The organism is Qipengyuania gelatinilytica (assembly GCF_019711315.1).
GTDB lineage: Bacteria > Pseudomonadota > Alphaproteobacteria > Sphingomonadales > Sphingomonadaceae > Qipengyuania > Qipengyuania gelatinilytica.
Genome location: NZ_CP081294.1, coordinates 699,860 through 725,724 on the forward strand (window position 1 = coordinate 699,860; position 25,865 = coordinate 725,724).

Consider the following 25,865-nt stretch of genomic DNA (forward strand, 5'->3'; position numbering starts at 1 on the left):
CTGTCCCCGCCTAATTCCCGAAGAAGGGAAGTTTGGCGATGTCGATGAAGGTGACGAAAACCATCAGCGCAAGCACGAGGGCTACGCCGGCCCTGTAGGCCACCTCCGTCGAGCGGGGTCCCAAGGGCTTCCGGCGGATTGCTTCTGCCGCGTAGAAAGCCAGGTGCCCGCCGTCGAGTGCCGGGATTGGCAGGAGGTTGATGAATGCCAAGTTAAGCGAGATCAGCGCTGCAAAGTTGATGAAAGCAAGCGGTCCGAGGCTCAGTTGTTCGCCTGCAAACTTGCCGATCGTGACCGGTCCTCCCAGCTCTTTCACCGAGCGATCGCCGACGATGATTTGCTTGATCCCTGTCACCATCATGTCGACCAGCTTGCCGGTCTGGGTGACAGCGAGGCCCATGGATTCGATGATCCCCACATCCTCGAAAGCCAGCCCGTTCGAGTAGACACCGATGCGACCGATGCGCGATTCATTGCCGAAGCGGTCGGTCTCGGTCACATCGCCGATGGTGACCGGGATTTCGAGGGTTTCGTTTCCGCGCTCGACCTGCATTTCGATCGTACGGCCCGGATACATCAGGACCCGGTCCTGGATGTCCTGGAACTCGACCACCTGTTCGCCGTCGATCGCAACGATACGGTCGCCTTCGCGAAGGCCCGCGTCGCGTGCCACCGATTCCTCGGCAAAGCTGCGGACGATATTTGTCTGGTTGGGGTCTTCGGCCACCGGCTTGCCGTAAAGCGCGAAGAAACTGGCAAAGATCGCCAGCGTAATCAGGATATTGGCGGCAGGACCTGCGAAAACGATGAGCGCACGCTTCCACAGGGAGGCGTGGTGGAAGCTCCCGTCACGTTCTTCCGCGCTGGCTTTCTCGATCTGGTCGGGATGCGGGATGCTGGCAGGGTCCATGTCGCCCTTGAACTGGACGTATCCACCCAACGGCAGCGCGCACAGCTTCCAGCGCGTGCCTCGCTTGTCGGTCCAGCCGAGCAATTCCTTGCCGAAACCGACGGAGAACGCTTCCGCCTTCACTCCGAACCAGCGTCCGACAAGATAGTGACCCAGCTCGTGCAGGGTAACCAACGGTCCCAGCAAAAGCGGGAAACCGATGAGATACATCCAGAAGGGGATCGATCCGTCCAAGGTCAGGCTTGCTCCATCATGGCGCTTGCGCGCATCCGCGCATCCTCGTCAACGCGCAGGACCTCTTCGAGGGTCCGCGGCGCAGCCGGAAGCTCTTTTTCCGTGAGGACGCGTTCAACCAATAGCGCAATGCGGCTGAACGGGATGTTACCTGCCAGGAATGAGGCCACTGCAACTTCGTTTGCAGCATTGAGCGTGGCCGGGGCCGCCCCGCCCGCCTGAGCCGCCTCGCGAGCGAGCCGGGTGGCGGGAAAGCGGTCTTCGTCAGGCTTGAAGAAGGTGAGTTCGCCGATTTCCGCAAGGTCGAGCGGGTCCATCGGCGTGTCCATCCGCGCAGGCCATGCAAGGCAGGATGCGATCGGCACGCGCATATCGGACGGACCGAGCTGCGCGAGCGTCGAGCCATCGCGATACTCGACCATCGAGTGGATCACGCTTTGCGGGTGAACCACGATGCGGATCTTGTCGAGGCCGACGGGAAACAGGTGATGCGCCTCGATCAGTTCGAGGCCCTTGTTGAACATGGTCGCGCTGTCGACGCTGATCTTCGCGCCCATGTCCCAGTTGGGATGCGCGATCGCCTGTGCAGGCGTCACCGTGTCGAGCTGCTCCTGCGGCCAGGTGCGCAAGGGGCCGCCGCTGGCCGTGAGAGTGATCGTGCGGACCTCGGACAGTTTGCCGCCCTGCAGGCATTGGAAGATCGCATTATGTTCGCTGTCGACGGGAAGGAGCGTGGCCTTGTGACGCTTTACCGCCTCGGTCATGACCTCGCCTGCGGAGACCAGCGCTTCCTTATTGGCGAGCGCGACGGTCGCGCCCTGCTCGATCGCCGCCATGACCGGGCCGAGCCCCGCGCAGCCGACAATGGCTGCCATCACGATATCGACGGGCCGCGATGCCGCTTCGCACAGCGCCGCGCGGCCGGCCGCAGCCTCGATGTCCGATCCGGAGAGCGCCTGGCGCAAATCATCGAGGTGCGCTTCGTCGGCGATCACGGCGACCTTGGCACCGAATTCGCGGGCCAGCTTCGCCAGGTCAGTTACATTCGAATGCGCAGTCAGTGCTTCGACGCGCCATTCACCCCGGTTGCGCCGGATGAGGTCGAGCGTCGAGGCTCCTACCGATCCGGTCGCGCCAAGGACGGTTATCGAACGGGTCACAGGCTCGCACCCAGAAATGCGCCGGCAATCAGCACGACCGGGATCATCCCGTCGGTCCGGTCGAAGAAACCGCCATGCCCCGGGATCAGATTCGAGCTGTCCTTCACTCCCGCTTTGCGCTTGAGCCAGCTTTCAAGGAAATCGCCTGCCTGCGCAGCAACCGCGAGAAGCGCTCCGATTGCCACGATCGTGCCGATCTCGCCCATCTCGAAGCCCATTGTGGTGGGCCCGCTGATCTGCCGCGCTGCGAAATAGATAAATGTGGCAAGCCATGCGCTTGCCCCGACGACGCCGCCGAGCAGTCCGGCCCAGGTCTTAGACGGGCTGATGCTTGGCGCGATCTTCGGCCCGCCAAGCGTACGGCCGAAGAAGTAGGCGAAAGTGTCGACAGCGATCACCGTGCCGACCACGCCCACGATCATTCCGGGTTGCAATTGCACGAGGATCAGGCCCGCAAGCACGATATAGGCTGTGCCCGCCGCAATCGCTACGAAGCGCGCAACCGGGCTTGCTGTTGCTTTCAGGACCAGCAGGATGAACTCGACGAGCGTGGCAATGACGACAGCGGCGATAAACAGGTCGAGCCACGGATCGCCCGCCATCAGCGCAGCAACCGCGACTGCAAGCATTACTGCGGCAGACAGCAACCTGATGGGCAAATCGACATTCTTGCCCTTCGCCGGAGCTTCACCTGCCACCAAATCGCCTCTCCCGGCCCGCAAACTGTTCTAGCGCATCATGGAGGTGCGCTGGCGTGAAGTCGGGCCACAACACGTCGGTGAAGATCATTTCCGCATATGCGACCTGCCACAAGAGAAAATTGGACAGCCGGACCTCGCCGCTGGTGCGGATCAGCAGGTCGAGCGGCGGCAGGTCGGCGCTGTAGAGATTGGCAGCAAGCGTCTCTTCGGTAATCTCGCCCTGAGCCGCGGCAGCGCGTGCCGCTGCAGTAATCTCGGCATGCGCGCCATAGTTCAGCGCAACGGCCAACGTGCGCGAACCCTTGGCGGTTTGCGCCAGCGCATCCTCGAGCATTTCGACGATATCCGGCGCAAGCGATTGCCAGTCGCCAAGAATCTTCAGCTTCACATCATTGGCGATGAATTCAGGCAGGTCCGATTTGATGAACTTGCGCATCAAATTCATCAGGTCGTCGACCTCGTCCTCTGGCCGCTTCCAGTTCTCGCTACTGAAGGCGTAGAGCGTCAGGCACTCGATCGAGGTGTCCTTGAGGCTGCGCACCAGTTCGCGCACAGCCTCCACGCCCTTGCGGTGCCCCATGACGCGCGGCAGGTGCTTGCGCTTGGCCCAGCGTCCGTTGCCATCCATGATGATGGCCACGTGGCGGGCGGTCTTGTCGGGGCTGTCAGCCATGGCGGGAAATGAACGAAGAAAAGGTCGCCTGCGACCTTACTGCGTCATGATTTCCTTTTCCTTGGCCGATGCAGCGGTGTCGGCTTCGGCGACATACTTGTCGGTCAGTTTCTGGACCTCGTCTTCCGAACGCTTTCGCTCGTCTTCTGAGATTTCCTTCTTCTTCTCGTCTTCCTTGAGCGCTTCCATGCCGTCGCGGCGGACGTTGCGGATCGCGATCTTGGACTGCTCGGCATACTGGCCGGCCAGCTTGGCAAGGTCCTTGCGGCGCTCTTCGGTAAGGTCGGGCATCGGCAGGCGCACGTTCTGGCCGTCGATCATCGGGTTGAGGCCGAGGTTCGCCTTGGCGATACCCTTTTCCACCGCGGTGACATTGGCCTTGTCCCACACCTGCACGCTGAGCATGCGCGGTTCGGGAGCCGAGACGGTCGCCACCTGGTTCAGCGGCATCATCGATCCGTAGACTTCGACCACTACGGGATCGAGCAGGCTGGTATTCGCACGGCCCGTGCGCAGACCCGAAAGGTCGCCCTTCAGGCTCTCGATCGCGCCCTGCATGCGGCGTTCGATATCGGCTTTGTCGTACTTTGCCATGATCGGCTTCCTCGTCTTGTCTGTTCGTTCGTCTTAAGCGGTGTGGTCGGTCACGACGGTCTGGGTACCCTCGCCCGAAAGAACCTTTGCGACATTGCCCTTCTCGCGGATCGAGAAGACCACGATGGGGATGTCGTTGTCACGGCACAATGCAACCGCACTCGCGTCCATGACCTTGAGATCGTCCGCCAGCACTTTGCCGTAACTCACGGTTTCATAGCGCTTGGCATCGGCGTTCTTCTTGGGATCGCTATCGTAAACCCCGTCGACGCTGGTCCCCTTGAGCAGCGCATCGCACTTCATTTCGGCCGCGCGCAGCGCAGCACCGCTGTCGGTGGTGAAATAGGGCGCGCCGACGCCAGCGGCGAAAATCACGATGCGACCCTTTTCAAGGTGACGTTCGGCGCGGCGACGGATCACCGGTTCGCAAACCTGGTCCATCTGCACTGCGCTCTGCACGCGGGTCTCGACGCCGATCTGTTCGAGCGCGCTCTGCATCGCCAGCGCATTCATCACCGTGGCGAGCATGCCCATGTAATCGGCCTGCGCACGGTCCATGCCCTGCGCCGCCCCTGCCATCCCGCGGAAGATATTGCCGCCGCCGATGACGAGGCAGATTTCGAGACCCGTTTCCTTGGCCGCTTTCACTTCCTTGGCCAGCTCCAGCACGAAGGCCGGATCGATCCCGGACTGCTGGTCCCCCATCAACACCTCGCCCGACAGCTTCAGGAGGACGCGGTTCATCTTGGGGAGGGTCATGCAGGGCAACTCTGTTTGTGGGGTTTGCGCGGCCTTAGAGCGCGAGCGCGCCGCTGCCAAGGGTGTGGAATGCGCAGTGTGTCGCATTCTTTCAAGCGCTGACGCGTACCGCTCGGCATGATATTCCTGTCGCAAGGGGAGATTGCCGTCGTGAGCGTCATCGTGGACGATCCCAAGCTGGTCTACCGCCGGACACTGTTGTTCTATGCACTCACCACATTACCGATCGGTGCGATGGCGGTGTTCTTCCAGAACTATTTCTTCATCTACGCGACCGATGTGTTGCTGGTCGCGCCCGCTGCGGTCGGCACCTTGCTGGCAGCTGCCCGCATCTACGACGGCGTCTCCGATGTCGCCATCGCCACATGGAGCGATCGCAGCGAGAGCAGGTACGGGCGTCGCAGACCCTTCATCCTCGTCGGCGGCCTCATGTGCTCCATGTTGTGGGCAGTCTTCCTCGTCCCGTCGGGCATGGGAGAATGGCAGACGATCGGCTGGCTATTCGTGGCGCTAATATGGATGCAGACCGCGACAACCCTTCGCTACATCCCAATCCGCGCGCTCGGCATCGAATCGGGGACGACGGCCAAGGCGCGCACCTTTTTCGGCATCTTCATCCCCTTCATCACGATACCGATCGTGATAGCGGTAAATTTCGCCGGACAGGGCGCGCTGCAGGCGGACGATCCCAAGGCCGCGGTTGCACCCTGGTTCATCGGCCTGAGCGCGGCGACCGTGGTTCTGACGGTTGTCCTTTATCCGCTGCTAAAAGAGCTGCCCACGAACCATACCAGCGTCGAGCGCAACGTGTTCAAGATGCTGAAGGAGGTCCTCGGCGTCGGCTACCATCGACAACTGATCGGGGTACAATTCGCAGAAAGCTTCGCCTTTACCAGCCTCGCCTTCAGCGTTCCCTACATGCTGACCTACGTGATCGATCGTCCGGACATGATCGCGGTCATATTCGTCACGTATTTCGTGCTGCAGCGCATTACCGGATGGGGCTGGTACGCGATGATTCCACGCTGGGGCATGCGCGCGATCTGGAGCAAGGGATTGAAGCTGTGGCTGCTGGTCTTCGCCATCATCCCGCTTACGCTGGTCTTCGGCTTCCCGGTCTTTGCGTTAGCGACGGCGATTGCAGGCGTCGCAGGGGGCGCGGCAGCGGTGAATTACGCGATGCTCGGCGATATCGCGGATTACGATGCGAAGGTTTCCGGTCGCGAGCGGCAGGGGATCTACATGACGATTTATCGCCTCGTTGGGAATATCGGCGGCGCGGCGACTGGTTTTGCGTTGGGCTGGCTGCTCCAGCTGAGCGGTTTCATAGCCAATGAGGAACAAGGCGAAATGGCGATCGGGGCGATTGTTACTTCGGCGAGTGTCCTGCCCTTCATCGGCGTGACGATCGGCGTCTGGCTGCTCTCGCGCTACAGGCTCTACGAGCGCGAAGGCATGACCGACGGGAGGGCTGCACCTGGTGCCGCCGGGCCGGAGCGCCCTCTGCCCGCAACCTCCTGAATTGACTTGCCCGCCGCGGCGCGCATGATGCGCCGCGATGCAAATTCCCATTCGCATGTGCGATCCGCGCCTCGCCGGGTTCATCGATGTCTACGGGCATTGGCATATGCCTATGAAGGATATCGCCACCTTCTCTCCCGGCCTTATCGCCTTCAATCTTTCCGGCACCTACCTTGAAGTGAATGGCGAGCAGCGCACAGAACCCGTGCTGATGGGGATCGCGACCGATCCCACGCATATCCGGTATACGATAGGCGGCGGCGACATCGTCTCCCTGCGCGTAATGGCAAACGCCTATGATCGCCTGTTCGATATCGATCCATCGACGGAGACGGGGATCGTCGCCATGGACCCGAACGAGCATCCGCGTATTGTACGGATTTACGAGCGGCTGAAAGCCGTGCCCGCCACACCGCAAGCGTGGTTTGCCGCTCTCGACGAAGCGCTGCTGGAATTGCTGCCGCTCGCGACGCCCGCCGGATTGGTGGGCGAGATGTACGCGCTGGTACGCGATTCAGGCCGCGACTGGACGGTGGGGGAACTGGCTGAGCGGCTGGAATGCACGCCGCGCACGCTCGAACGCGCCTGCAAGCGCCGATATGGACGGACGCCGAAACGAATATTGCGGAGCATGCGACTGGGCCGGACACTCGAAATAGAGGCCCGGACGCAAGGGCGGATCGAGTTGGAGCCCGATTTTTCCTATGCCGACCTTCCGCATTACCTCAACGACCTGCGCCGCCATTCCGGCCTCAATCGCGGCGAGCTTCAGGACGATGCGCTCCAGGGTCACAATTTTCCCTATCGCTATCTCTGGCCCGACGGCACCGCCGCCGAAACACCGGAGCAACTCGCCCAGTGGCAAGCCGAAATGCGCCGAAGGTGGCTGCAATACGAGGGTTAACGTGTGTTCATTAGGTCGGCCGAATTGGCATGGTGCCCACGAAAAAGGCCGCCGAAGCGAACTCCGGCGGCCCAATTCGTGTAGGAAGCTCTCTGGCGCTTAGCCAGCGACAGCAGCTGCCACTTCTGCAGCGAAGTCGCTTTCTTCCTTCTCGATGCCTTCGCCGAGCTGGAAGCGGACGTAGTCCACCAGTTCGACCTTGGCGCCAACGTCCTTGCCAGCCTGCTCGACGACCTGTGCGATCGGCGTCTTGTTGTCGATCACGTAGATCTGGCTGAGGAGCGCGTTTTCCTTGGCGTATTTGGCCACTGCGCCTTCGACCATCTTTTCCTGGACGTTGTCGGGCTTGCCGCTTTCGGCAGCCTTTTCCTGGGCGATGGCACGTTCACGTGCGATCACGTCGGCGTCGAGACCTTCAGCGGTGAGAGCCTGCGGGAAAGCAGCAGCGATGTGCATGCCGAGCTTCTTGCCGAGTTCTTCCAGCTTGGCCTTGTCGCCTTCGCTTTCGAGCGCAACGAGAACGCCGATCTTGCCGAGGTCCGATGCGACAGCGTTGTGCATGTAGGGCACGATCACGCCGTTGGTGACCGAAACGGTCTTCATGCGGCGGATCTGCTGGTTTTCACCGATCGTGGCGACGTTGTCGGTCAGCTTTTCGGCGACGGTGCCGCCTTCGGGATAGCCGGCAGCCTTGAGGGCTTCGACATCGTCACCGTCCACGCCGAGCGCGACAGCGGTGGTCTTGCGGACGAAGTCCTGAAACTTGTCGTTCTTCGCAACGAAGTCGGTTTCCGAGTTCACTTCGACGGCAACGCCCTTCGTGCTTTCGACGGCGAGACCGACGAGACCTTCGGCCGCGGTACGGCTCGACTTCTTCTGGGCGGTGGCGAGACCCTTGGCGCGCAGTGCGTCGACTGCGGCTTCGATATCGCCGTTTGCGGCTTCGAGCGCCTTCTTGGCGTCCATCATGCCCGCGCCGGTCTTCTCGCGCAGGGCCTTTACGTCAGCAGCAGTGAATGCAGCCATGATGATTTCCTTCTTGGTATCTTGAATGCGTAGGCACCGGGCCTGCTGTGGTCAGCGGCCCGGCGCTTAATTCGCCTGTGTGACGGGAGCGTTGCGCTCCCGCCTCACGAATGGGCCTTAGGCCGCAGCTTCTTCCGGCGGATTTTCCATCGCGCCGACGTCCTTGCCGCTGTCGGTCACGCCTTCGCCCTTGCCGCTGCGGGCCGCTTCGGCAACCGCATCGCAATAGAGCTTGATGGCGCGGGCAGCGTCGTCATTGCCCGGGATCGGGAAGGCGATGCCGTTCGGGTCGACATTGGTGTCGAGCACGGCGACCACGGGGATGCCAAGAACGTTGGCTTCCTTGATAGCGAGGTCTTCCTTGTTGGCGTCGATCACGAACATGATGTCCGGAATGCCGCCCATGTCGCGGATACCGCCGAGCGAAAGCTCCAGCTTGTCCTTCTTGCGCGTCAGGTTCAGGACTTCCTTCTTGGTCAGGCCGCCGGTGTCACCCGAAAGCTTTTCCTCGAGGGTCTTGAGTTCCTTGATCGACTGCGAAATCGTCTTCCAGTTGGTGAGCATGCCGCCCAGCCAGCGGTGGTTGACGAAGTGCTGGCCCGAAGCGAGCGCTGCTTCGCGGATCGGATCCTGCGCCTGGCGCTTGGTGCCGACGAACAGCACCTTGCCGCCCGAACGTGCGGTCTGGCTGATGAAGTCGAGAGCGCGCGCGAAGAGCGGCACGGACTGCGACAGGTCGATGATGTGGATGCCGTTGCGCGCGCCGAAGATGTACGGCTTCATGCGCGGGTTCCAACGGTGGGTCTGGTGGCCGAAGTGTGCGCCGGCCTCGATCAGTTGCTGCATGGTGACGGTAGGAGCCGCCATGGTCATTTCCTTTCCGGTTGTACCTCTGGAAGACTGGAACCCGTGATGCGGAGTATCCCGCGATCGGGCACCGGTATGAGCGCCTTCCATGTGGATTTGCCCGCCCTTCGAAACAGCCCGAATTGGCCGATTCCATGGGGGACGGCGCGCGCATAGCGGCCTTTTCCGGACAAATCCAGACTCAATTCACCGACAAAAAAGGGAATCCGACCGCAAAAAGCGCTTGACAGGCCGGAACAAAACGAGAACATTGTTCTCATCGCCGGAACACCCGGCGGGCATTAGGGGTTTTCCCGTAAACTTACCCCGCCTGTCAACAGCTTTGTCGACAGGCCCGGGGCAGGAGATGAAACGATGTTCGCACTGTTCCTTTTCGCTGCTTTCGCTCTCGCCGGCCTGGTGACGATTGCCGTGCTCGCCGATAGCGGACTGCGCTGGTGGTCCGCTTTCGGCATGCTGCGGATGCGCCTGAAGCAGGGATACGCCAGCGCGCCGGCCGGGCAGCGTCCGCGTTCGCTTGCAGAAGGTTCGCTGGGTTATGCCCGTGCGCGGACGGGCGCTAGGGTTATCCGGCAGACGACGCGGCGCGCCGCTTGATCCGGCCATAACGCAGGAGCGTGAACGGCAGGAGTGCCAGATAGCCGATCCCGATCGCGCTCAGCGTCCACCACGGTTCGACAAGCAAGGCAGCGAACAGCAGGCCGACGAAGGCAAGCACCCACAACCTGATCCCCCTGCGCGGACGCAGCGACGTCCAGCTTGGCGTGGCCATGCTCGAAATCATCAGGAGTGCCACGGCAATCAGCCACGGGCCGACAAGGATCGGCGCGCGGAAGATATCCAGACCGGTCGCCGCCCACAGATAGTAAGGCATGAAGGCAAGTCCCGCCCCCATTGGGGCCGGAACGCCGGTCAGGAAGCCGAGCGATTTGTGCGGCTGCTCCTGCATGTCGATCTGCGCGTTGAAGCGCGCCAGCCGCAGTGCGCAACAGATCGCAAGCGCAAGGGCGGCAAACCAGCCAAGCCGGGGCTCTGCCGATAACGACCACAGATAGAGGATAATCGCAGGCGCAGTGCCGAAGCTCAACGAATCCGCAAGGCTGTCCAGTTCGGCGCCGAACCGCGACTGGGCATTGAGGGCACGCGCAATGCGGCCATCCATACCGTCGAGAAGGCCTGCGACGATAATCGCGACTGCCGCAGCGGCCCACTGCTCCGAAATCGCGAAGCGGATGCCGGTCAGGCCGGAACACAGGGCAGCGGCCGTGATCGCGTTGGGCGCCATCGCCCGCAGCGACAGACCGCGTGACTTGCCCATTACGGGCTTTTCGTCCTCGGCGGCTTTCGGCCCGAGGCGCGCACGCTCTTCGTACTGGCGATGCGGATCGGCTTCGGGGATACTCACTGCGACACTCCTTCGATGAGGGGGCGGGTATCGAGCTCGGCGATAACCGTTTCCCCTGCAATCACTCGTTGCCCGATCATGACCCTGGATCCGGTACCGGCAGGCAAATACACATCAACACGGCTACCGAAACGGATCATGCCGACACGCTGACCAACGCCCAGGGTATCGCCCGGTTTCACGAAGGGCACGATGCGCCGTGCAACAAGCCCCGCAATCTGCGCGAATGCGATCTTCACCCCATCGGACCGTTCGACGAGGATGTATTGCCGCTCGTTGTCCTCGCTCGCCTTGTCGAGATCGGCGTTGAGGAACTTGCCGGGAATGTAGACCAGGCGGCGCACCATCCCGGAAATGGGCGTGCGATTGATATGGACGTCGAATACCGAAAGGAAGATCGAAACCCGGGTTACCGGGTCCGTACCGAGGCCTTCCGTCCCGCTGCCGTCATCGACAACCAGCTCCTGCGGGGGCGCGACCTGCGTGATCTGCACCACCGTGCCATCGGCCGGAGACACGACATAGCGTTCATCCTGCGGCACGACGCGGTCCGGATCGCGGAAAAAGGCGAGAATCCCGAGCGAAAGAAACGCCATCGGCCAGGCCAGCGTCTCCCAGGCGAAAAAGGCGAACACCAGCGAAATGGCGAGTGCGCCGATCGCGAACTTGCGCCCTTCCGGATGGATACGCGGCAGGGAAGAGAAGACCTCGCCCCTACCCTCGCTGTCTAAAAGGTCACCTGCCATTGGGCGGGCTTAGGCGCTGGAATCGAGCGCCACAAGGCGTTCAACCGTGCTTGCGCACGAAAACGGTCCCAGCCGAATAGCCTGCACCAAAGCTGCAGATCAGGCCGGTGTCGCCCTCTTTCAGGTCCTCGCTATGGAGGTGGAACGCGATAATCGAGCCCGCGCTGGAGGTGTTGCCGTAGGTGTCGAGCACGGTCGGGCTCTCGTCCTCATTCGCCTCGTGACCGAGTACGCGATGCGCGATCAGGCGGTTCATTCCGGTGTTCGCCTGGTGCAGCCACAAGCGCCGCAGCCCCTGCGGATCGATGTCGAGGCGCTCGGCTTCGTCGACGATCATCTGCGCGACCATCGGCACCACTTCCTTGAAGACCTTGCGCCCTTCCTGGACGAAGAGCTTGTCGGGACCACCGGCGTCTTCCGGATAGGCCCGGTTGAGGAAGCCGAAGTTGTTGCGGATATTGTTCGAGAACACGGTCTTCAGCTTCGTGCCGAGGATGTCCCAGTGCTCCGCCGGAGCGACTGCGGCATCTTCCACCAGCACGGCGGTAGCGACGTCGCCGAAGATGAAGTGGCTGTCGCGATCGCGCCAGTTCAGGTGGCCGCTGGTGATTTCGGGGCTGACGACCAGCACGCTCTTCGCATTGCCAGCGCGGATATAGTCGGCGGCAGTCTGGATACCGAAGGTGGCAGACGAGCACGCCACGTTCATGTCGAATCCGAAGCCGTCGATGCCGAGCGCCTGCTGGATCTCGATCGCCATGGCGGGATAGGGCCGCTCCATATTCGAAGCCGCACACAGCACCGCGTCGACATCTTCTGCCTTGCGACCCGCCCTCTCGAGCGCCTGCCTTGCCGCCTTCACCCCGATTTCGGCGAGGATCGACAGCTCGTCATTCGAACGCTGCGGCCAGCGCGGCGCCATGATGTCGGGATCGAGGATCGGCTCTTTCGCCATGACATGGCGGGCCTTGATACCGCTTGCCTTCTCGATGAAGCCGACCGAGCTTTCCGCCAGCGGCTCCATCTCGCCAGCGGCAATCGCATCGGCATGCTCGGCATTGTGGCGCTGCACATACTCGTTGAAACTTGCAACGAGCTCTTCGTTCGTAATGCTTTCCTCGGGCGTGAATAGCCCGGTGGAGGAAATGACGGGCCGACCGGTCATGCTGGATGTATCGTTCATGCCGCGTGCCTAATACCGCGCCCGCTGCCCCGCAAGTGACTGCATCACCCCGTCTTGCGTTCTGAGCACTTCTCCTCTTGCGCCTCGAGCCATTCGAGCTGCTCGAGAATGACGGGCGTTACATCGCGATGCGCATTGTGGCCGATGAACAGGTCCATGTGTCCGTAATTCGGGACGACGCGCTGCTGGTAGAGCCCGTCGCCATTGTGCTCGGACAGCCAGATACGCGTCCGCTGGCCGCTTTCCGGATAGAAGATCTGGTTGGTTGCACCCGACAGGAAGCTGATGGGCAGCGAAAGGCGCTTTGCAGCTTGCGACGAGGTATAAACCGCCTTTCCATCTGCATCGACCGCGAGGCCCTTGTGCATGATCGCCCCGAGCTGGTCGAAGGGTTTCAGCGAAACGCGGCTGAACATGCTGCCGAGCGCATTGTGCGTATCGTGACCGATCTGGCGATGGTCCCAGCTGGGTCCGAAGACGCCGAACACGCGGCGACAGGTCGGGTTCTTGCAGGCCTGCCCGTCGGGGACGGGTATCTGGTACGCGACCGCATCGATCTCGTAATCGGTCTCGGTCCCCTGACTGACGAAATCGAGATGCCCGTCGAGCAGCGAGATTTGCGAGAGCGCACCTGCGACCCCGAGATCGGCCTTCAGGTAATTCAGCCAGTCGGTGACCGGATGCAGTGTCAGCTGGGAACTGATCAGCGAGCGCACGCCCGAGACATAGCCCGCCCCGATGCCCATCAGGAGGCTCATCGACCCCATGCAATGCGCCAGTGCCTGCACGCTCTCGGCACCGGTGACCTTGCGGATTTCCGCGACCGCTGCGGGCCAGTCGTAGCGCGCGATATCGTCGATGGTGAATTCGGGCGGGTGCTCGTTGTCATTGCCCGCATCATTGCTGGCGCGATAATCGAAGAGCCACACGTCATAGCCTTTCGCGACAAGGCTCTCGGTGAGGTTTTCGTCCACGGTGGGCGTGGCGAAACTGGACGCACGGACCGAAAAGCCCGGTGCAAGCACCAGCGGACCGCGCGCGCCGCCACGATAGCGGGTCAGCCCGATATTCACTCCATCGCCTGTCGGCACAATATGGCGTTCGGCAGGCGGCAGGCGCATTTCGCGCGGGACGAAGCTCGCCGCATCGGCCTTCGCAAAGTCGTTGAGCGTAGCCAGCATCCCGCCATAGGCACGGAAGACAGTCATCGCGAAGAATCCCGCGTATTTGGCGACGAAGACGGTTTCGATCGCCTTCTTCGCCTTCGGGATCAGGTTCACGATATGGCCGACCAGCGTGTTCGCATCGTGCACTTCGATGGTCGTCAGCTGTCGCATGAATTCGTCGATGCCGAGCTTGAGCACACCGCGACCGATCAGTTCGCCGGTCTCGTCCTCGCCGTGGCGCAATGTCACGAACAGCGTGGTGAGATCGGTCCAGGGGTCCGAATTCCCGCGCTGCTGGAGCGTCTTGAAACCATGGAAGTGGATCGGACCCTCAGGCCCCTCCAGGACCATGTCGTAGAGCATCTTCCAGCTTTCCGGCTGTGCGGGATCGGCAACCAGCAGGCGGAAAATGCCTTCGCGCACCTTGAGCGGATCGGGCGAGATCGCGCTAACGACCACGCTACCGGTGATGGCCGACCGGTGCTCTGGCTCCTCGATCATCCGGTGGAGATTCTCGGTCGCGACCGTCAGCAGGAAACTGCATTCGCTGCCTTCGGTGCGACCCCAGGCCGCGCCATTAGCATAGTCGTCACGAATGCGTTCGGCATGGCCGCAGGGGCGATGGTGGCATCCGGTCGCGCTGATGTGGCCCGCCATGGTCTCGGTAAAGGCAAGACCCGGGCTCATTGCCTCGGGGTGCTCCTTCACGAGCTTGCGGATGGCCTTCTTGCCTTCACCGATTGCGCCTTCCTCGAAATGCCGTGCGGCCGTTTCGATATCGCGCGACACCGGATCGATGGCATGCCCGGCGACCCATTTGGCTACCGAGAGTTCGAGCCTCTCGCCGAGGTTGACCCTGAACGGTTCGTCGCCGACCCAGTCATCCTCTTCGACCGGCTCGGGCAGAGGCCCTTCCGCCGCCAGCGTATAGTCGATGTGCCAGCCGTTGCGCTGCGCCAACTTCTCCACGGCGCGCTCGGCCACCGCGGTGATCGTCAGCAAGGGATTGACCCCGACCGCACCGGGCAGCGCAGCCCCGTCACATACGTAGAGGCCTTGGTGGACTTCGGTGCCGCTCTCGCCGGCAAAGACCCGGCAGCTGTCATCGACCACGCCGCTTTGCGCATCGTCGCCCATCCCGCAGCCCCCGATCGGGTGCACGGTGATAAGCTTGCGGCCCATCGGTTCGGCCCATAGCGGGTCGGAGAAATACTGCGCCTGGATTGCCTCGGCGGCTTCGCGCATCTTGTCGTCGTCGCGGCGGAAAGTCCGCTCTTCCCCAGCCTGCGGCCAGTGGATCGCGATCCTGTCCTCCTCGAGGGCGAGCCGTCCGTGCGAAGCGTCGACGCTCATCACCAGATAGGTCTGGGTGCGCGACATCGGCCCCTTGTACGCCCATTCGCCGATGCTTCCGGGATCGGTCTGGAATGCTTCGCCCATGGCCTTCGCATCGAGCAGGCGCGGCTTGACCTGGTCCATGCCGAAACGCGTGAAGCTGTCGGCCAGCGCCTCGCCGAAGAAGAATGCAGGGGCGAGTGCCATGCCGATGATACCGGGCGCGACACCCTCTTCGATCACCAGCCCCTTGGTCACGTCCTTCGTGTCGCGGATGTCGATCACGCCGGTAATGCAAGGGCCGGGATAGGCTTCCTTCGCTACCTCATTCGCGCCGACGCCGATCGCGTAGATCGGTTCGGCTGTCAGGACATCATCCTGTTTCTCGGCCTTGAAATAGCTGTCGTAGGCGAACCCGAGTCCATCGCCATTGCCCGAAAAGCCCTCGCCCAGCCGCTTCGATAAGGGAAGGCCTTTTTCGCGCGAGCGCAGCAGGATTTCCGTAGAGCCGATGGCGCCGGCTCCAAGGATCACGTGATCGGCCGAAATCGACCTGGGACCGCGCGCCGCACCCTTGCCATTGGCTTCGAGATGGACCCGCCAGGCATCGCCCTCGCGTTCGATCCACAGCACCTTGGCCTGCGTGAAGATGTCCGCACCGTGGTTCGCCGCGTCGGGCAGGTAATTCATCAGCGTCGTATTCTTCGCGCCGACATTGCAGCCCGACACGCAGTCGCCGCAATTGGTGCAGGCGGGCTGCGGTACGCCAAAACGGTTGGTCTTGTCTTCGAAGGTGACGTTGATCGGCGTCTTGTAGAAACGTTCGCCCATCGCCTTGGCGGAATGCTCCAGCGCCTCGAGTTTGGCCAGCTTGGGATAGCTGTCGGGATAGGGATTGGGCGAAAGCATCTCGCGCGCACGCTCATAGTAAGCGTCGATCTCATGCGGGTTCTCGCGGAAAGCAGCCGGCCAGTGTTTTTCGTCGAGCAGCCGCTTGTCGAATTCGAGGGCGACGTTGGCGTTGATCAGCGAAGTACCGCCGAGACCGCAGCCGACCAGCGCGTACTGGTCATCGTTCACATGCACTTCGAACAGAGCATCGGGCTCGCCGATCCGGCCGCCCTTCGCATTGAACTGCATCGCGCCCTTCGCGTCGGAGAGCTTGTCTGGATACTCGCCCGGCAGGAACTCTTTCCCCCGTTCGAGCACGCATACGTCCTGCCCTGCCCGGGCAAGACGACTTGCAGCTACACCGGCGCCATACCCGGAACCGATCACGAGGACGGTATAGTGCGTCTTTGCCTCGGACAGGGGCTTGGCGATGCGCTTTTGCATGCTGGTCATTCCGCTGCCTCCCGCATGTCTTCGGAACGGTCGAGGAACTGCCGGACGCGCTTGTCCGCCTCGCTGCGAATGCGCTGGTGAACCGCGCGCGAAAAGTCCTGCCAATGGGCTGAGGCTGCCTCGACTGCTGCAGAGGCTTCGCCGACAAGGCGCGTCTCGCGCCCGCTTCCCTCCACGCGCACAGGCGCCATCACGTCGTCCACGGGATCATTGAAGAGCCTGAGCGATGCGACCTCGAGCTCATCCGACACGAGCATCGCGGCGCAGCCCTGAACGGGCATCAGGCCGGGCTCGTCGAGCACCCAGCCACCGGTGTTGAAAACGCCGACGGGCAATTCGTAGCCGTCGACCATGAGTTCGTCCTGGAAGGGCTTGTGCGTGTGCCCGAACACGAACTGGACCTCGCGCGGCAGTGCGCCGAGTTCCTCGCGCAGCTGCGTTGCCATGGGTGTCGAGAGATACCAGCCGATGTCAGCGATCTCGTCATCGCCGAGGACCCGCGCATAGCCTTCGCGCTGTTTCTCGGCCCCGCGCCCTGCGGTCAGATCGACGGCGGCACGAATGAGGTTGTCGAGCGTGATGCCGTATTTGAGCTCCATTTTCGGGTTGATGCCCAGCCTGGAATGCAATCCGCCCGTCACGCGGCGGGCGATGGCCTCGGCCATGTCATGGCTCGCCCCGGCGCTGAGCATCGTCTGGTAGAGCGTGCCAGCCTCACCGCCGATCTCTCCTGCACTGCCGAGGTCGGACCAGAGGAAGTCGATCCACGGACCGTTCTGTTCCTCCAGTTCACGCATCGTACCGGGCCGCATCTCGCTGCCTTCGAGAAAGCCGCGGAAATTGGACAGCGCGCGGTACATGGAATCGAGATAGTGGCCGTGGTGCATGACGACCGCACGGCTCCGCTCACGGTTAGCGACACCCCAATTGGGATAGGCGATGTGGACATGCGCCCCCGCCAGATGCGGCCGGTGCGCGATCAGCGATTCCATCATCCGGCAGCGATGCTTCGGCGTGCCAGTAATGGTGGTGATGTGTTCAAGGTCGCCCGGGATCTTGCCGTCGATCACCGCTGTCACGAAGCAATGATCCTGCGCCATGCGCCACAGATGATGATCGTGGTTGCCGGCGACATAGACGATGTCGCGGCTGAATATCTCGGCACCGTCCTTCGGAAAGAAGGCGTCGATCAGCTGCAGGAAGCTCTTGGAAACATCGCCGAATGGCGAAAGCCCGAGGTCGAGCGCATCGCCGAGCAGAACCAGCTGAGGCTTTTCGCCGTCCTTGAGCGTCTCCCGCAGGGCGTTTGCGAAGCTTGCGAGCACCTCGCTGGGCCCATCGGCAATCTCGTCAGCGCCGTTTACATGGGTCAGCAGGCTGTCGCGTGCACCGAGGTGAAGGTCCGAAAGGACAATCTGTGCAATGCTCACGCCACCGCCTCGAGGCAGCGGTAAAAGGCATCGCGCACGATCTTCTCGCGCGGATCGTCCCATTTGCCGGTGCCAAGCTGGTTCGTGATCCAGGCATAGGCGACCTCGTCATCGGGGTCGGCATAGGCCAGCGAACCGCCGACAGCGAAGCTCCCGAAGGCACTGCGGGTCCGGGCATATTCCCATTCGTCGAAGGGTTTTTCGAAGCCGAGCGAATAATACATGTCGGCCGTCAGGACCTGGTCGCGAAGACCCTTGCGCGGGTGTGCATGCCCACGCTTGAGATAATCGAGGACCTCGGGCGTGATGCCCAGCTTTGCGCCGCCTTCTGCAAACGCCTGGTAGATCGTCGCAAGGCCGGTCGAGGTCGCGATACCACCGGCACCACCCTGCCCGATCCGCCAGAACTGCTCGCAATCGAGTGCACCCGGCCCTTCGAGGATGAGCGGATTGTTGAGCGTGCGGAACGCCAGCGTTCCCGGCAGGCACATGTCGAAAGTCAGCGGCCACGGCATGGTGGTGTGACGGATGAAGAGGTCCTGCATGTGGAAGCCCTCGATTCGCGCCAGCCGGTCGCGATCGACGCTGTCGGGCAAGCCGAGCCAAACATCCACGCCTAGCGGCCCTGCCACTTCCTCGGCGAAGTACTGGCCGAGCCGGCGCCCTGCAGGATCCCGGCGGTGAATGAGCTCGCTGGCGATCCAGCCGAGCGAGTAGGCATGGTTTCCGGCATGGTCGCCGGGCTGCCAGTTCGGCTTCTGGGCCGCGATGGCAGCGCAGATCGCATCTTCGTCGCCCATATTGTCGAGCGTCAGCTTGAAGTCGATGGCCGCCAGCCCGCCCTGCTCGCTCAGCGCCTCGCCGATTGTCATGCGGCCCTTTCCGTGCGCGGCGAATTCGGGCCAGATATCGGCAACTGCTTCGTCATAGGCAAACAGGCCGCGCGAAACAGCGACAGCGGCCGCAACCCCGGTAAGGCCCTTGGTAAGCGAATAGACGAGAGCAGCCGTGTCCGCGCTCCAGCAATCGGTACGCGTTTCCTCTTTCCAGCCACCTTGCAGGTCGACGACTTTCTCGCCGCGATGGAAGATCGTGCAGGCTGCACCAAGTGCCGCCCGCGCCTGGATGGGCGCGGCAAAGGCATGGACCACCGGTTCGAAGCCGGGCGCCACATGCCCCGTGACCCGCGACTGAACTCCTGAAAAGCTTTCGGCCACGGGTTTCAATGCTGTTTGCGACACGTCGAGCAACCTTCTCTCGTCGGTCAACGCCCCCTGCGCTGACCAGTCGGATCGGTGCTATCGAATAATGGTTAACGCGGCCCTTAGGACATGCACGACGACGCGACTTCGGACGAGCCGGGGTGCGTGCATGTCATTGAATAGGCGGGTGGTGGACAGGGCTGGATTCGAACCAGCGTACGCTTGCGCGGGCAGATTTACAGTCTGCTGCCTTTAACCACTCGGCCACCTGTCCACACCGGTCGCCAAATCTCTTGGAAAAGAGAAATATGCGGGGATTCGCTTGGCAATCCCCTGCCGAGAGGCGCCCCTTTGGCGAAGCGGCGCTTGCCTGTCAATGCCCTCACTGGCAGGAGCGCCACGCAATCTGGATTACAGGACAAGACACATGGCAAAAGGCGAACGCAAACGCGCACTCAGGGGCCGGGCCGGCCGGATGAAAGGTGGCCGGGGAAGTGGCCGCGCCAGCGCAGGACAGGTGCGCCTCTGGGGACGTCATGCGGTCGAGGCCGCGTTGAAGAACCCCGAGCGCCAGCACCGCAAGCTGTGGGCGACGCGTGAGGGAATCGCTTCGCTCGATGGTGAACTGCCGGCGGATTTCCCCGTCGAATATGCCGACGTCGCCGATCTCGCCCGCCTTGTCGCCAAAGATGCACCGCATCAGGGGCTCGTGCTCGAATGTGCGCAACTGGAGGATAAATTCCTCGATGAAGTCCTCGACGGTGATCCCGCGCGCCCGATCGTGGTGCTCGACCAGGTTACCGATCCGCACAACGTCGGTGCAATCATGCGCTCGGCCGTCGCCTTCAATGCGGCTGCGCTCGTGACGCAGGACCGCCATGCCCCGCCCGAAGGCGGAGTGATCGCCAAGTCCGCTTCGGGCGCGCTCGAGACCTTGCCGTGGATCAGGGTCGTCAACCTCGCGCGCGCGATGGAAGAGATGGCAGAGGCCGGATACTGGCGCATCGGCCTGACCGGGCACACCGAAACCACCTTTGCCGAGGCCTTGCCCAAGGGGCCGGTCGCAATCGTGCTTGGCGCGGAAGGCGAAGGCATGCGACACAATATCCAGACGCATTGCGATGCATTGGCGAAGCTTCCGATCTCCAGCGAAATCGAAAGCCTCAACGTGTCCAATGCCGCCGCAATTGCGCTATACGCAGCTGCAACACGCAGCTGAATTCAACCGAGGGGGAAAACAATGTCGTTCATTTCAAGGCCGGTCCGTGCAGCAGCATTGGCCGCTGCAAGTTCGCTCGCGCTGACGGGATGCCTGCTGTCGCCGGGTGCTTTCACCAGCGAGCTGCAGGTCATGCAGAACGGCTCTTTCACCTACAGCTACGACGGCGAAATCCAGATGCTGGCGCTCTCGAAGCTCGCGCAGATGGCGGACAAGCCGGAAGAGTTCGAGGCCGAGTGCTATGACGAGGAATACAACGAACGCGAATGCACGCTGGCCGAAGTCAACGAGCAGCGCGCCGAGTGGGATGCCGAAGCCAGCGCGCGTGCAGCCAAGCAGCGCGAGGAAGCGGAGGACATGAAGGCCTTCCTCGGCGGCGTCGATCCGTCGAACCCGGAGGCGGCGCAGGAACTGGCCGCCAAGCTCGAACGGCAGCGCGGCTGGGAAGAGGTCACCTACAAGGGTGATGGACTTTTCGACGTCGATTTCCGCATTTCCGGCCAGCTGACCCACGACTTCGTCTTCCCGGTGATCGAGAAGATGCAGATGGGGAATATGTTCGTCACAGTGATCCTGCGCGACGGCGGGCAGGTGCGCGTCGATGCCCCCGGATTTGCGGCGCAGGGCGGCGGCAACCCGATGCAGGGCATGATGGCAGGAATGGCCGGGCTGGCGCAAATGTCCGAAGAGAACGAAGGCGAGGAACCGGGCAAGATCGTCGTGCCGGAAGGTACCTTCACGATCATCACCGATGGCAGGATCCTGGCCAACAACACCGACGAAGGTCCGCAGGCCAACGCCCGTGGCCAGGCGCTCGTCTGGAACATCAGTCCGCGTACGGAGCAGGCCCCGACAGCGCTGATCGCTTTCGACTAAGTAATTCTCGCGCAAGCAAAAGAAACGCCGCAGTCACGAAGGGTGACTGCGGCGTTTCGCTTTTTAGCTGGAAGCGCGTCTTAGTTGACGGCGTCCTTGAGGCCCTTGCCGGCCTTGAACTTGGGCTGGTTCGAAGCGGGGATGTTCATCGGCTCACCGGTACGCGGGTTGCGGCCCGTCGAAGCCTTGCGCTTGGCAACCGAGAAGGTGCCGAAACCGACCAGGCGAACTTCGTCGCCATTCGAAAGCGACTTGGTGATTGCATCGAAAACGCCTTCGACCGCGCTCGAAGCATCGCTCTTCGAAAGGCCGCTTGCGTCTGCGACCGCGCTGATCAGATCGTTCTTATTCATTGTGTGGGAACCCCCTCAATTCGTGTTTTAAATTGCGACCGGTGAATCGCTTCACCGAGAGGCAGCGAATTGAGAGGCTTTTGTCGCGTCTGTCAAAGGCAAATTCCCCAAGAATCGGCCAAATTTCGCCCACGAATTCGATTTCTGCGATGAAGTGCGGACGCCACAGGCGATTACCGCACTTGCGAGCAGCAAGACGGGGAAAACTACGGTCACGATTCGCTGCGATGCAGCGTAACAAATGTTAATGTGCGGTCGGCGGAGACACGCTTCCCGGCTGGGCATTGCCCGGCTGGCTGGCGAGGTCGTCGGCTTCGGTCCACTCGATCGGCGAAGGCAGCGAAGTCAGCGCATGTTCGAGGACTTCGTCGACATGCGCGACGGGTACGATCTCGAGCCCTTCCTTCACGTTCTCGGGAATCTCGGCGAGGTCCTTCACGTTCTCTTCGGGGATGAGGACCTTCTTGATCCCGCCGCGTAGCGCTGCGAGCAGCTTTTCCTTCAGGCCACCGATCGGCAGCACGCGGCCACGCAGCGTGACCTCGCCGGTCATCGCGACATCGGGACGCACCGCCACACCCGACAGGGTCGAGACGATCGAAGTGACCATGCCGATACCTGCCGAAGGGCCATCCTTGGGCACCGCACCTTCGGGAAGGTGGATGTGGATGTTCTTGCGCTGGAAGATGCTCGGCTTGATGCCGTAATGCGGGGCGCGCGCCTTCACGAAACTGAAGGCCGCGGCAACGCTTTCGTTCATCACTTCGCCTAGCTTGCCGGTGGTCTTGATCTCGCCCTTGCCCGGCGTGGTGACGCTTTCGATGGTCAACAGTTCGCCGCCCACCTCGGTCCATGCCAGGCCGGTAACTGCGCCGACCTGCGCTTCTTCCTCGCTCATGCCGTGCTTGAACTTGCGCACGCCTGCAAAGTCGGAAAGATTTTCCGGCGTGATGGTGACACTCTCGGCCTTGCCTTCGAGAATCTTGCGCAGGCTCTTGCGGGCCAGACGCGCCAGTTCACGCTCGAGCGTGCGGACGCCCGCTTCACGAGTGTAGTATCGAATGAGGTCGCGAAGCGCATCTTCGGTCAGCTCGAATTCGCCATCCTTGAGGCCGTGGTCCTTGACCTGCTTCGGCAGCAGATGGCGGGTCGCGATCTCGACCTTTTCGTCCTCGGTGTAGCCTTCGAGCCGGATGATCTCCATGCGATCGAGCAGCGGCTGCGGCAGGTTGAGGCTGTTCGCCGTGGTGACGAACATGATGTCCGACAGGTCGAGGTCGAGCTCCAGGTAGTGGTCCTGGAACTTGTTGTTCTGTTCGGGGTCGAGCACTTCGAGCAGCGCCGATGCCGGATCGCCGCGGAAGTCTTGGCCGAGCTTGTCGATCTCGTCGAGCAGGAAGAGCGGGTTGCTCTTGCCGGCCTTCTTGAGATTGGTGACGATCTTGCCCGGAAGCGAGCCGATGTACGTACGGCGGTGGCCGCGAATTTCGGCCTCGTCACGCACGCCGCCCAGCGACTGGCGAATGAACTCGCGACCGGTGGCCTTGGCAATCGACTTGCCAAGCGAGGTCTTGCCGACACCCGGAGGGCCGACGAGGCACAGGATGGGCCCCTTCAGCTTGTTGGTACGCGCCTGCACGGCGAGGTATTCGATGATCCGGTCCTTGACCTTCTCCAGCGCATAGTGATCCGCGTCGAGGATCTCCTGCGCCTTGCCGATGTCCCGCTTGACCTTGCTCTTCTTGCCCCAGGGCAGGCCGAGCAGCACGTCGAGATAGTTGCGGATGACGGTCGCCTCGGCGCTCATCGGCTGCATGCCCTTGAGCTTCTTGAGCTCGCTTTCGGCCTTGGCCTTGGCTTCCTTCGACAGCTTGGTCTTGCCGATCTTCTCGGTCAGCTCGGCAATCTCGTTGCCGCCGTCCTCGTCGCCGTCACCAAGCTCGTTCTGGATCGCCTTGAGCTGCTCGTTGAGGTAATATTCGCGCTGCGTCTTTTCCATCTGCCGCTTCACACGGCCACGGATACGGCGCTCCACCTGAAGCACCGACAGCTCGCCTTCCATGAAGGACATGACCATTTCGAGGCGCTTCAGCGGATCGGGTTCGACCAGCAGCGACTGCTTGTCGGACACCTTGGCGTTGATGGCAGCCGCGATGGTGTCGGCAAGTTCGCCGGCATCGTCGATCTCGCCGAGCTGTTCGGCAGCATCTTCGCCGATCTTCTTGTTCAGCTTTGCATATTCGCCGAACTGCGCGACCACCTGGCGCATCATCGCGCTGATCTCGGTACCCGATGCGGTCGGTTCCTCGATGATGGTCACTTCGGCAGCAACATGGTCGCTGGTGTTGTGCAATGCCTTGAGCTTGGCACGCTCCTGCCCCTCGACCAGCACGCGAACGGTGCCGTCGGGCAGCTTCAGCAGCTGGAGAACCTGCGCAACCACGCCGGTGTCGTAGAGGTCCGGGCCTTCCGGATCGTCACAACCGGGATCGAGCTGCGAGAGCAGGAAGATGTCTTTCGATCCTTCCATCGCCTTTTCGAGCGCCGCCACGGATTTGTCGCGACCCACGAAGAGCGGGACGACCATGCCGGGGAAAACGACAATGTCGCGAAGGGGGAGGAGGGGAAAGGTCTCGGTCATATTCATTCTGTCCGTCTGCGGCCCGTGTCAGAACCGTGTGTTGGATAGGAATATGGGTAGCGATAGGCCGAGGTGCAACGGCCTGCTGCAGCTAAGCTGTGCACAGCGAAACGGGACGCCGCCCACGGCGTCTTCGCCTAGTGGGCAGGCTTCCAGACCGCTGGCGCAACGACGTAGCGATAGTCCTGCCCCGCCAGTGCCTTACCTTTGGCCGCCCGGCTCTTGCGCACCATGGCCGCACAAACGCCGTTGTCGACCAAAGCGCTCCCAGAAGTTCTCAAAGGGACACAAGTCCGCACCCGGCCCTTGTCGTCGATCCCCAGCAGAGACAGCGTACGGCCTCTCCAATTCGGATCCGTGGTGCGCCAAGCTGGATTGTCCCGCGTCGAAAGGCGCGATTCAAAGTTGATCGCAGCGATGTCTTGCAGACTTCCGTCGGGCAGTTCGCGGTCGAGTCTACGGTAAAGAAGCGATGTGACATCGAGATTTTTGAAGGAAGGTCTGGGCAGGATCTTCAGGCTGGTCTCGCTCCAGTCGATCAAGAGGGGCCGAGTGGAGCGAAACGGTGTGGGACGCCCCTCCTTCATGGGCATCAGATTGTTTTCAGGGTCGGCGAGAACGAATTCGCAGATTGCCGCCGCCTGTGCAGGATCGGTCAGTGCTGTCCGGACCTTGCAAGTCGGCTCTTCGCCTTCGCGCACCCAATAGTCGACGCGGATACTGGCAGCAGGAAGGTAACGCGTCGCCTCGAGAGGCTCTGCCAATTTTACGGTCGGAGTGAGGCGAAAATCGACAGTCGCGAACCCGCGGTCGACCTTTGCCCCGTACCAGTCTGCAAGCTCGAAAGACCAGTTTTCCAACGCTTGAGCGCAGATCTGCTCGCGCAGAACCTTGTATGACTGGAAATACCTGCGGCGGTCGTAAGAGCCGAGATTGTCATATCTCGCAAAGCTGCAATCGGTCGCTTTGCCGGCGGCGTCGAACCAGACTTTTACACCCAACTCCATATGGCCCGGGGGGACATTCAGCCCGAACTCCAAGCCCTTGGTATCCAATGGCATGCTGATCTTACCGGCCCCGGACAGCGGCACATTGGAGGAAGTCGCCTCGGGTTGGCCGGTTATCAACTCAACCGTCCGCACCTTAGGCGGCGGGCCCGATAGCACTTCGCCCTGCCCCTCCTGCGTTTCTTGGGCGTAGGCGGAGGATATCGCGCCTCCCACCAGGAGGGCGGCCAAAATGCGAAATGGTGCGACCCTTTTCGACATTATCCGAAACCGGGAATGTTCATACCCGGGGGCAGGCCCATGCCGCCCTGAATTGCCTGCATTTCCTCGGCCGACTTGCGATCGGCCTTGTCGCGCGCATCGTTGAAAGCGGCAGTGACAAGATCTTCCGTCATCTGCTTTTCTTCCGGCTTCATCAGGCTCTCGTCGATTTCGACGCCGATGATACGCCCGCGAGCCGTTGCGCGAACCTTCACGAGGCCGCCGCCTGCAGTGCCCTCGACCTCGATCGTGTCGAGCTTTGCCTGCACGTCGTTCATCTGGGTCTGGATCGTCTCGGCTGCCTTCTGTGCAGCGGCGATCATTTCTTCCATCGATTTCATGCGTACT

23 protein-coding genes and 1 tRNA gene are annotated in these 25,865 nt (G+C 62.1%); 5 read left to right on the forward strand and 19 right to left on the reverse strand.

Annotated elements, in window-relative coordinates; all coding sequences use genetic code 11:
• Positions 1–10 precede the first annotated feature (10 nt).
• The 6 genes from rseP to pyrH are packed head-to-tail and all read right to left on the reverse strand — an operon-like array spanning position 11 to position 5,031.
• Positions 11–1,120 carry an RIP metalloprotease RseP gene (gene rseP / locus K3136_RS03440; RefSeq protein WP_221432195.1) on the reverse strand — a complete coding sequence of 370 codons (1,110 nt, stop codon included), beginning with the start codon at positions 1,118–1,120 and terminating at the stop codon, positions 11–13.
• Between the two features lie 26 nt (positions 1,121–1,146).
• Positions 1,147–2,304, reverse strand: coding sequence for a 1-deoxy-D-xylulose-5-phosphate reductoisomerase (gene dxr, locus K3136_RS03445; protein ID WP_221431516.1), 1,158 nt, complete (start codon positions 2,302–2,304; stop codon positions 1,147–1,149).
• The gene (locus tag K3136_RS03450; RefSeq protein WP_247711420.1) at positions 2,301–3,002 is read right to left on the reverse strand and encodes a phosphatidate cytidylyltransferase; all 702 of its coding nucleotides are present in this window, start codon (positions 3,000–3,002) and stop codon (positions 2,301–2,303) included. The genes dxr and K3136_RS03450 overlap by 4 nt, the downstream gene beginning before the upstream one ends.
• A complete protein-coding gene (gene uppS / locus K3136_RS03455; protein WP_221431518.1) occupies positions 2,992–3,678 on the reverse strand; it encodes a polyprenyl diphosphate synthase in 687 nt (228 codons plus the stop codon). The genes K3136_RS03450 and uppS overlap by 11 nt, the downstream gene beginning before the upstream one ends.
• Positions 3,679–3,714: 36 nt before the next feature.
• Positions 3,715–4,272 carry a ribosome recycling factor gene (gene frr, locus K3136_RS03460; protein ID WP_221431519.1) on the reverse strand — a complete coding sequence of 186 codons (558 nt, stop codon included), beginning with the start codon at positions 4,270–4,272 and terminating at the stop codon, positions 3,715–3,717.
• A 33-nt stretch (positions 4,273–4,305) separates the two neighbouring features.
• On the reverse strand, positions 4,306–5,031 hold the full coding sequence (gene pyrH, locus K3136_RS03465; protein WP_221431520.1) for a UMP kinase: 726 nt from the start codon (positions 5,029–5,031) through the stop codon (positions 4,306–4,308).
• Positions 5,032–5,181: 150 nt separating this feature from the next.
• Here pyrH and K3136_RS03470 point away from each other — a divergent pair, with 150 nt between their 5' ends.
• Together K3136_RS03470 and K3136_RS03475 are read left to right on the forward strand one after the other, a co-directional pair.
• Entirely contained in the window at positions 5,182–6,552 is a 1,371-nt protein-coding gene (locus K3136_RS03470) for an MFS transporter (protein ID WP_221431521.1), read from the forward strand.
• 37 nt (positions 6,553–6,589) lie between these two features.
• On the forward strand, positions 6,590–7,456 hold the full coding sequence (locus K3136_RS03475; protein WP_221431522.1) for an AraC family transcriptional regulator: 867 nt from the start codon (positions 6,590–6,592) through the stop codon (positions 7,454–7,456).
• A 99-nt stretch (positions 7,457–7,555) separates the two neighbouring features.
• Here K3136_RS03475 and tsf read toward each other — a convergent pair whose 3' ends face one another.
• On the reverse strand, positions 7,556–8,482 hold the full coding sequence (tsf, locus tag K3136_RS03480; RefSeq protein WP_221431523.1) for a translation elongation factor Ts: 927 nt from the start codon (positions 8,480–8,482) through the stop codon (positions 7,556–7,558).
• A 117-nt stretch (positions 8,483–8,599) separates the two neighbouring features.
• Positions 8,600–9,349, reverse strand: a complete 750-nt coding sequence (rpsB, locus tag K3136_RS03485; protein WP_221431524.1) for a 30S ribosomal protein S2 — start codon at positions 9,347–9,349, stop codon at positions 8,600–8,602.
• A 354-nt stretch (positions 9,350–9,703) separates the two neighbouring features.
• On the opposite strand from rpsB, the gene K3136_RS03490 reads away from it, so the two are divergent.
• Entirely contained in the window at positions 9,704–9,946 is a 243-nt protein-coding gene (locus K3136_RS03490; protein ID WP_221431525.1) for a hypothetical protein, read from the forward strand.
• Here the strand turns inward: K3136_RS03490 and K3136_RS03495 are convergent.
• From K3136_RS03495 to K3136_RS03525, 7 genes are all read right to left on the reverse strand, one after another.
• Positions 9,915–10,667, reverse strand: a complete 753-nt coding sequence (locus tag K3136_RS03495) for a CDP-alcohol phosphatidyltransferase family protein (RefSeq protein WP_221432196.1) — start codon at positions 10,665–10,667, stop codon at positions 9,915–9,917. The two genes, K3136_RS03490 and K3136_RS03495, sit on opposite strands and share 32 nt — an antisense overlap.
• An 83-nt stretch (positions 10,668–10,750) precedes the next feature.
• A complete protein-coding gene (locus tag K3136_RS03500) occupies positions 10,751–11,500 on the reverse strand; it encodes a phosphatidylserine decarboxylase (RefSeq protein ID WP_221431526.1) in 750 nt (249 codons plus the stop codon).
• A 40-nt stretch (positions 11,501–11,540) separates the two neighbouring features.
• The gene (locus K3136_RS03505; RefSeq protein WP_221431527.1) at positions 11,541–12,683 is read right to left on the reverse strand and encodes a beta-ketoacyl-ACP synthase III; all 1,143 of its coding nucleotides are present in this window, start codon (positions 12,681–12,683) and stop codon (positions 11,541–11,543) included.
• 44 nt (positions 12,684–12,727) lie between these two features.
• A complete protein-coding gene (locus K3136_RS03510; RefSeq protein ID WP_221431528.1) occupies positions 12,728–16,528 on the reverse strand; it encodes a GMC family oxidoreductase N-terminal domain-containing protein in 3,801 nt (1,266 codons plus the stop codon).
• A complete protein-coding gene (locus K3136_RS03515; RefSeq protein ID WP_221431529.1) occupies positions 16,525–17,958 on the reverse strand; it encodes a metallophosphoesterase in 1,434 nt (477 codons plus the stop codon). Before K3136_RS03515 ends, K3136_RS03510 begins: the two co-directional genes overlap by 4 nt.
• On the reverse strand, positions 17,955–19,199 hold the full coding sequence (locus K3136_RS03520) for a serine hydrolase domain-containing protein (protein WP_247711421.1): 1,245 nt from the start codon (positions 19,197–19,199) through the stop codon (positions 17,955–17,957). The genes K3136_RS03515 and K3136_RS03520 overlap by 4 nt, the downstream gene beginning before the upstream one ends.
• A gap of 149 nt (positions 19,200–19,348) precedes the next feature.
• Positions 19,349–19,434, reverse strand: a tRNA-Tyr gene (locus K3136_RS03525).
• 153 nt (positions 19,435–19,587) lie between these two features.
• On the opposite strand from K3136_RS03525, the gene rlmB reads away from it, so the two are divergent.
• The gene (gene rlmB / locus K3136_RS03530) at positions 19,588–20,379 is read left to right on the forward strand and encodes a 23S rRNA (guanosine(2251)-2'-O)-methyltransferase RlmB (RefSeq protein ID WP_221431530.1); all 792 of its coding nucleotides are present in this window, start codon (positions 19,588–19,590) and stop codon (positions 20,377–20,379) included.
• 21 nt (positions 20,380–20,400) lie between these two features.
• Positions 20,401–21,255, forward strand: coding sequence for a hypothetical protein (locus tag K3136_RS03535; protein ID WP_221431531.1), 855 nt, complete (start codon positions 20,401–20,403; stop codon positions 21,253–21,255).
• 80 nt (positions 21,256–21,335) lie between these two features.
• Here K3136_RS03535 and K3136_RS03540 read toward each other — a convergent pair whose 3' ends face one another.
• From K3136_RS03540 to K3136_RS03555, 4 genes are all read right to left on the reverse strand, one after another.
• Positions 21,336–21,608 carry an HU family DNA-binding protein gene (locus K3136_RS03540; RefSeq protein ID WP_221431532.1) on the reverse strand — a complete coding sequence of 91 codons (273 nt, stop codon included), beginning with the start codon at positions 21,606–21,608 and terminating at the stop codon, positions 21,336–21,338.
• A 244-nt stretch (positions 21,609–21,852) separates the two neighbouring features.
• Positions 21,853–24,249 carry an endopeptidase La gene (gene lon, locus K3136_RS03545; protein ID WP_221431533.1) on the reverse strand — a complete coding sequence of 799 codons (2,397 nt, stop codon included), beginning with the start codon at positions 24,247–24,249 and terminating at the stop codon, positions 21,853–21,855.
• A gap of 137 nt (positions 24,250–24,386) precedes the next feature.
• Complete coding sequence (locus tag K3136_RS03550; RefSeq protein WP_221431534.1) at positions 24,387–25,517, reverse strand: hypothetical protein; 1,131 nt, start codon at positions 25,515–25,517, stop codon at positions 24,387–24,389.
• A complete protein-coding gene (locus K3136_RS03555) occupies positions 25,517–25,858 on the reverse strand; it encodes a YbaB/EbfC family nucleoid-associated protein (protein WP_221431535.1) in 342 nt (113 codons plus the stop codon). The genes K3136_RS03550 and K3136_RS03555 overlap by 1 nt, the downstream gene beginning before the upstream one ends.
• Between the last annotated feature and the right edge of the window lie 7 nt (positions 25,859–25,865).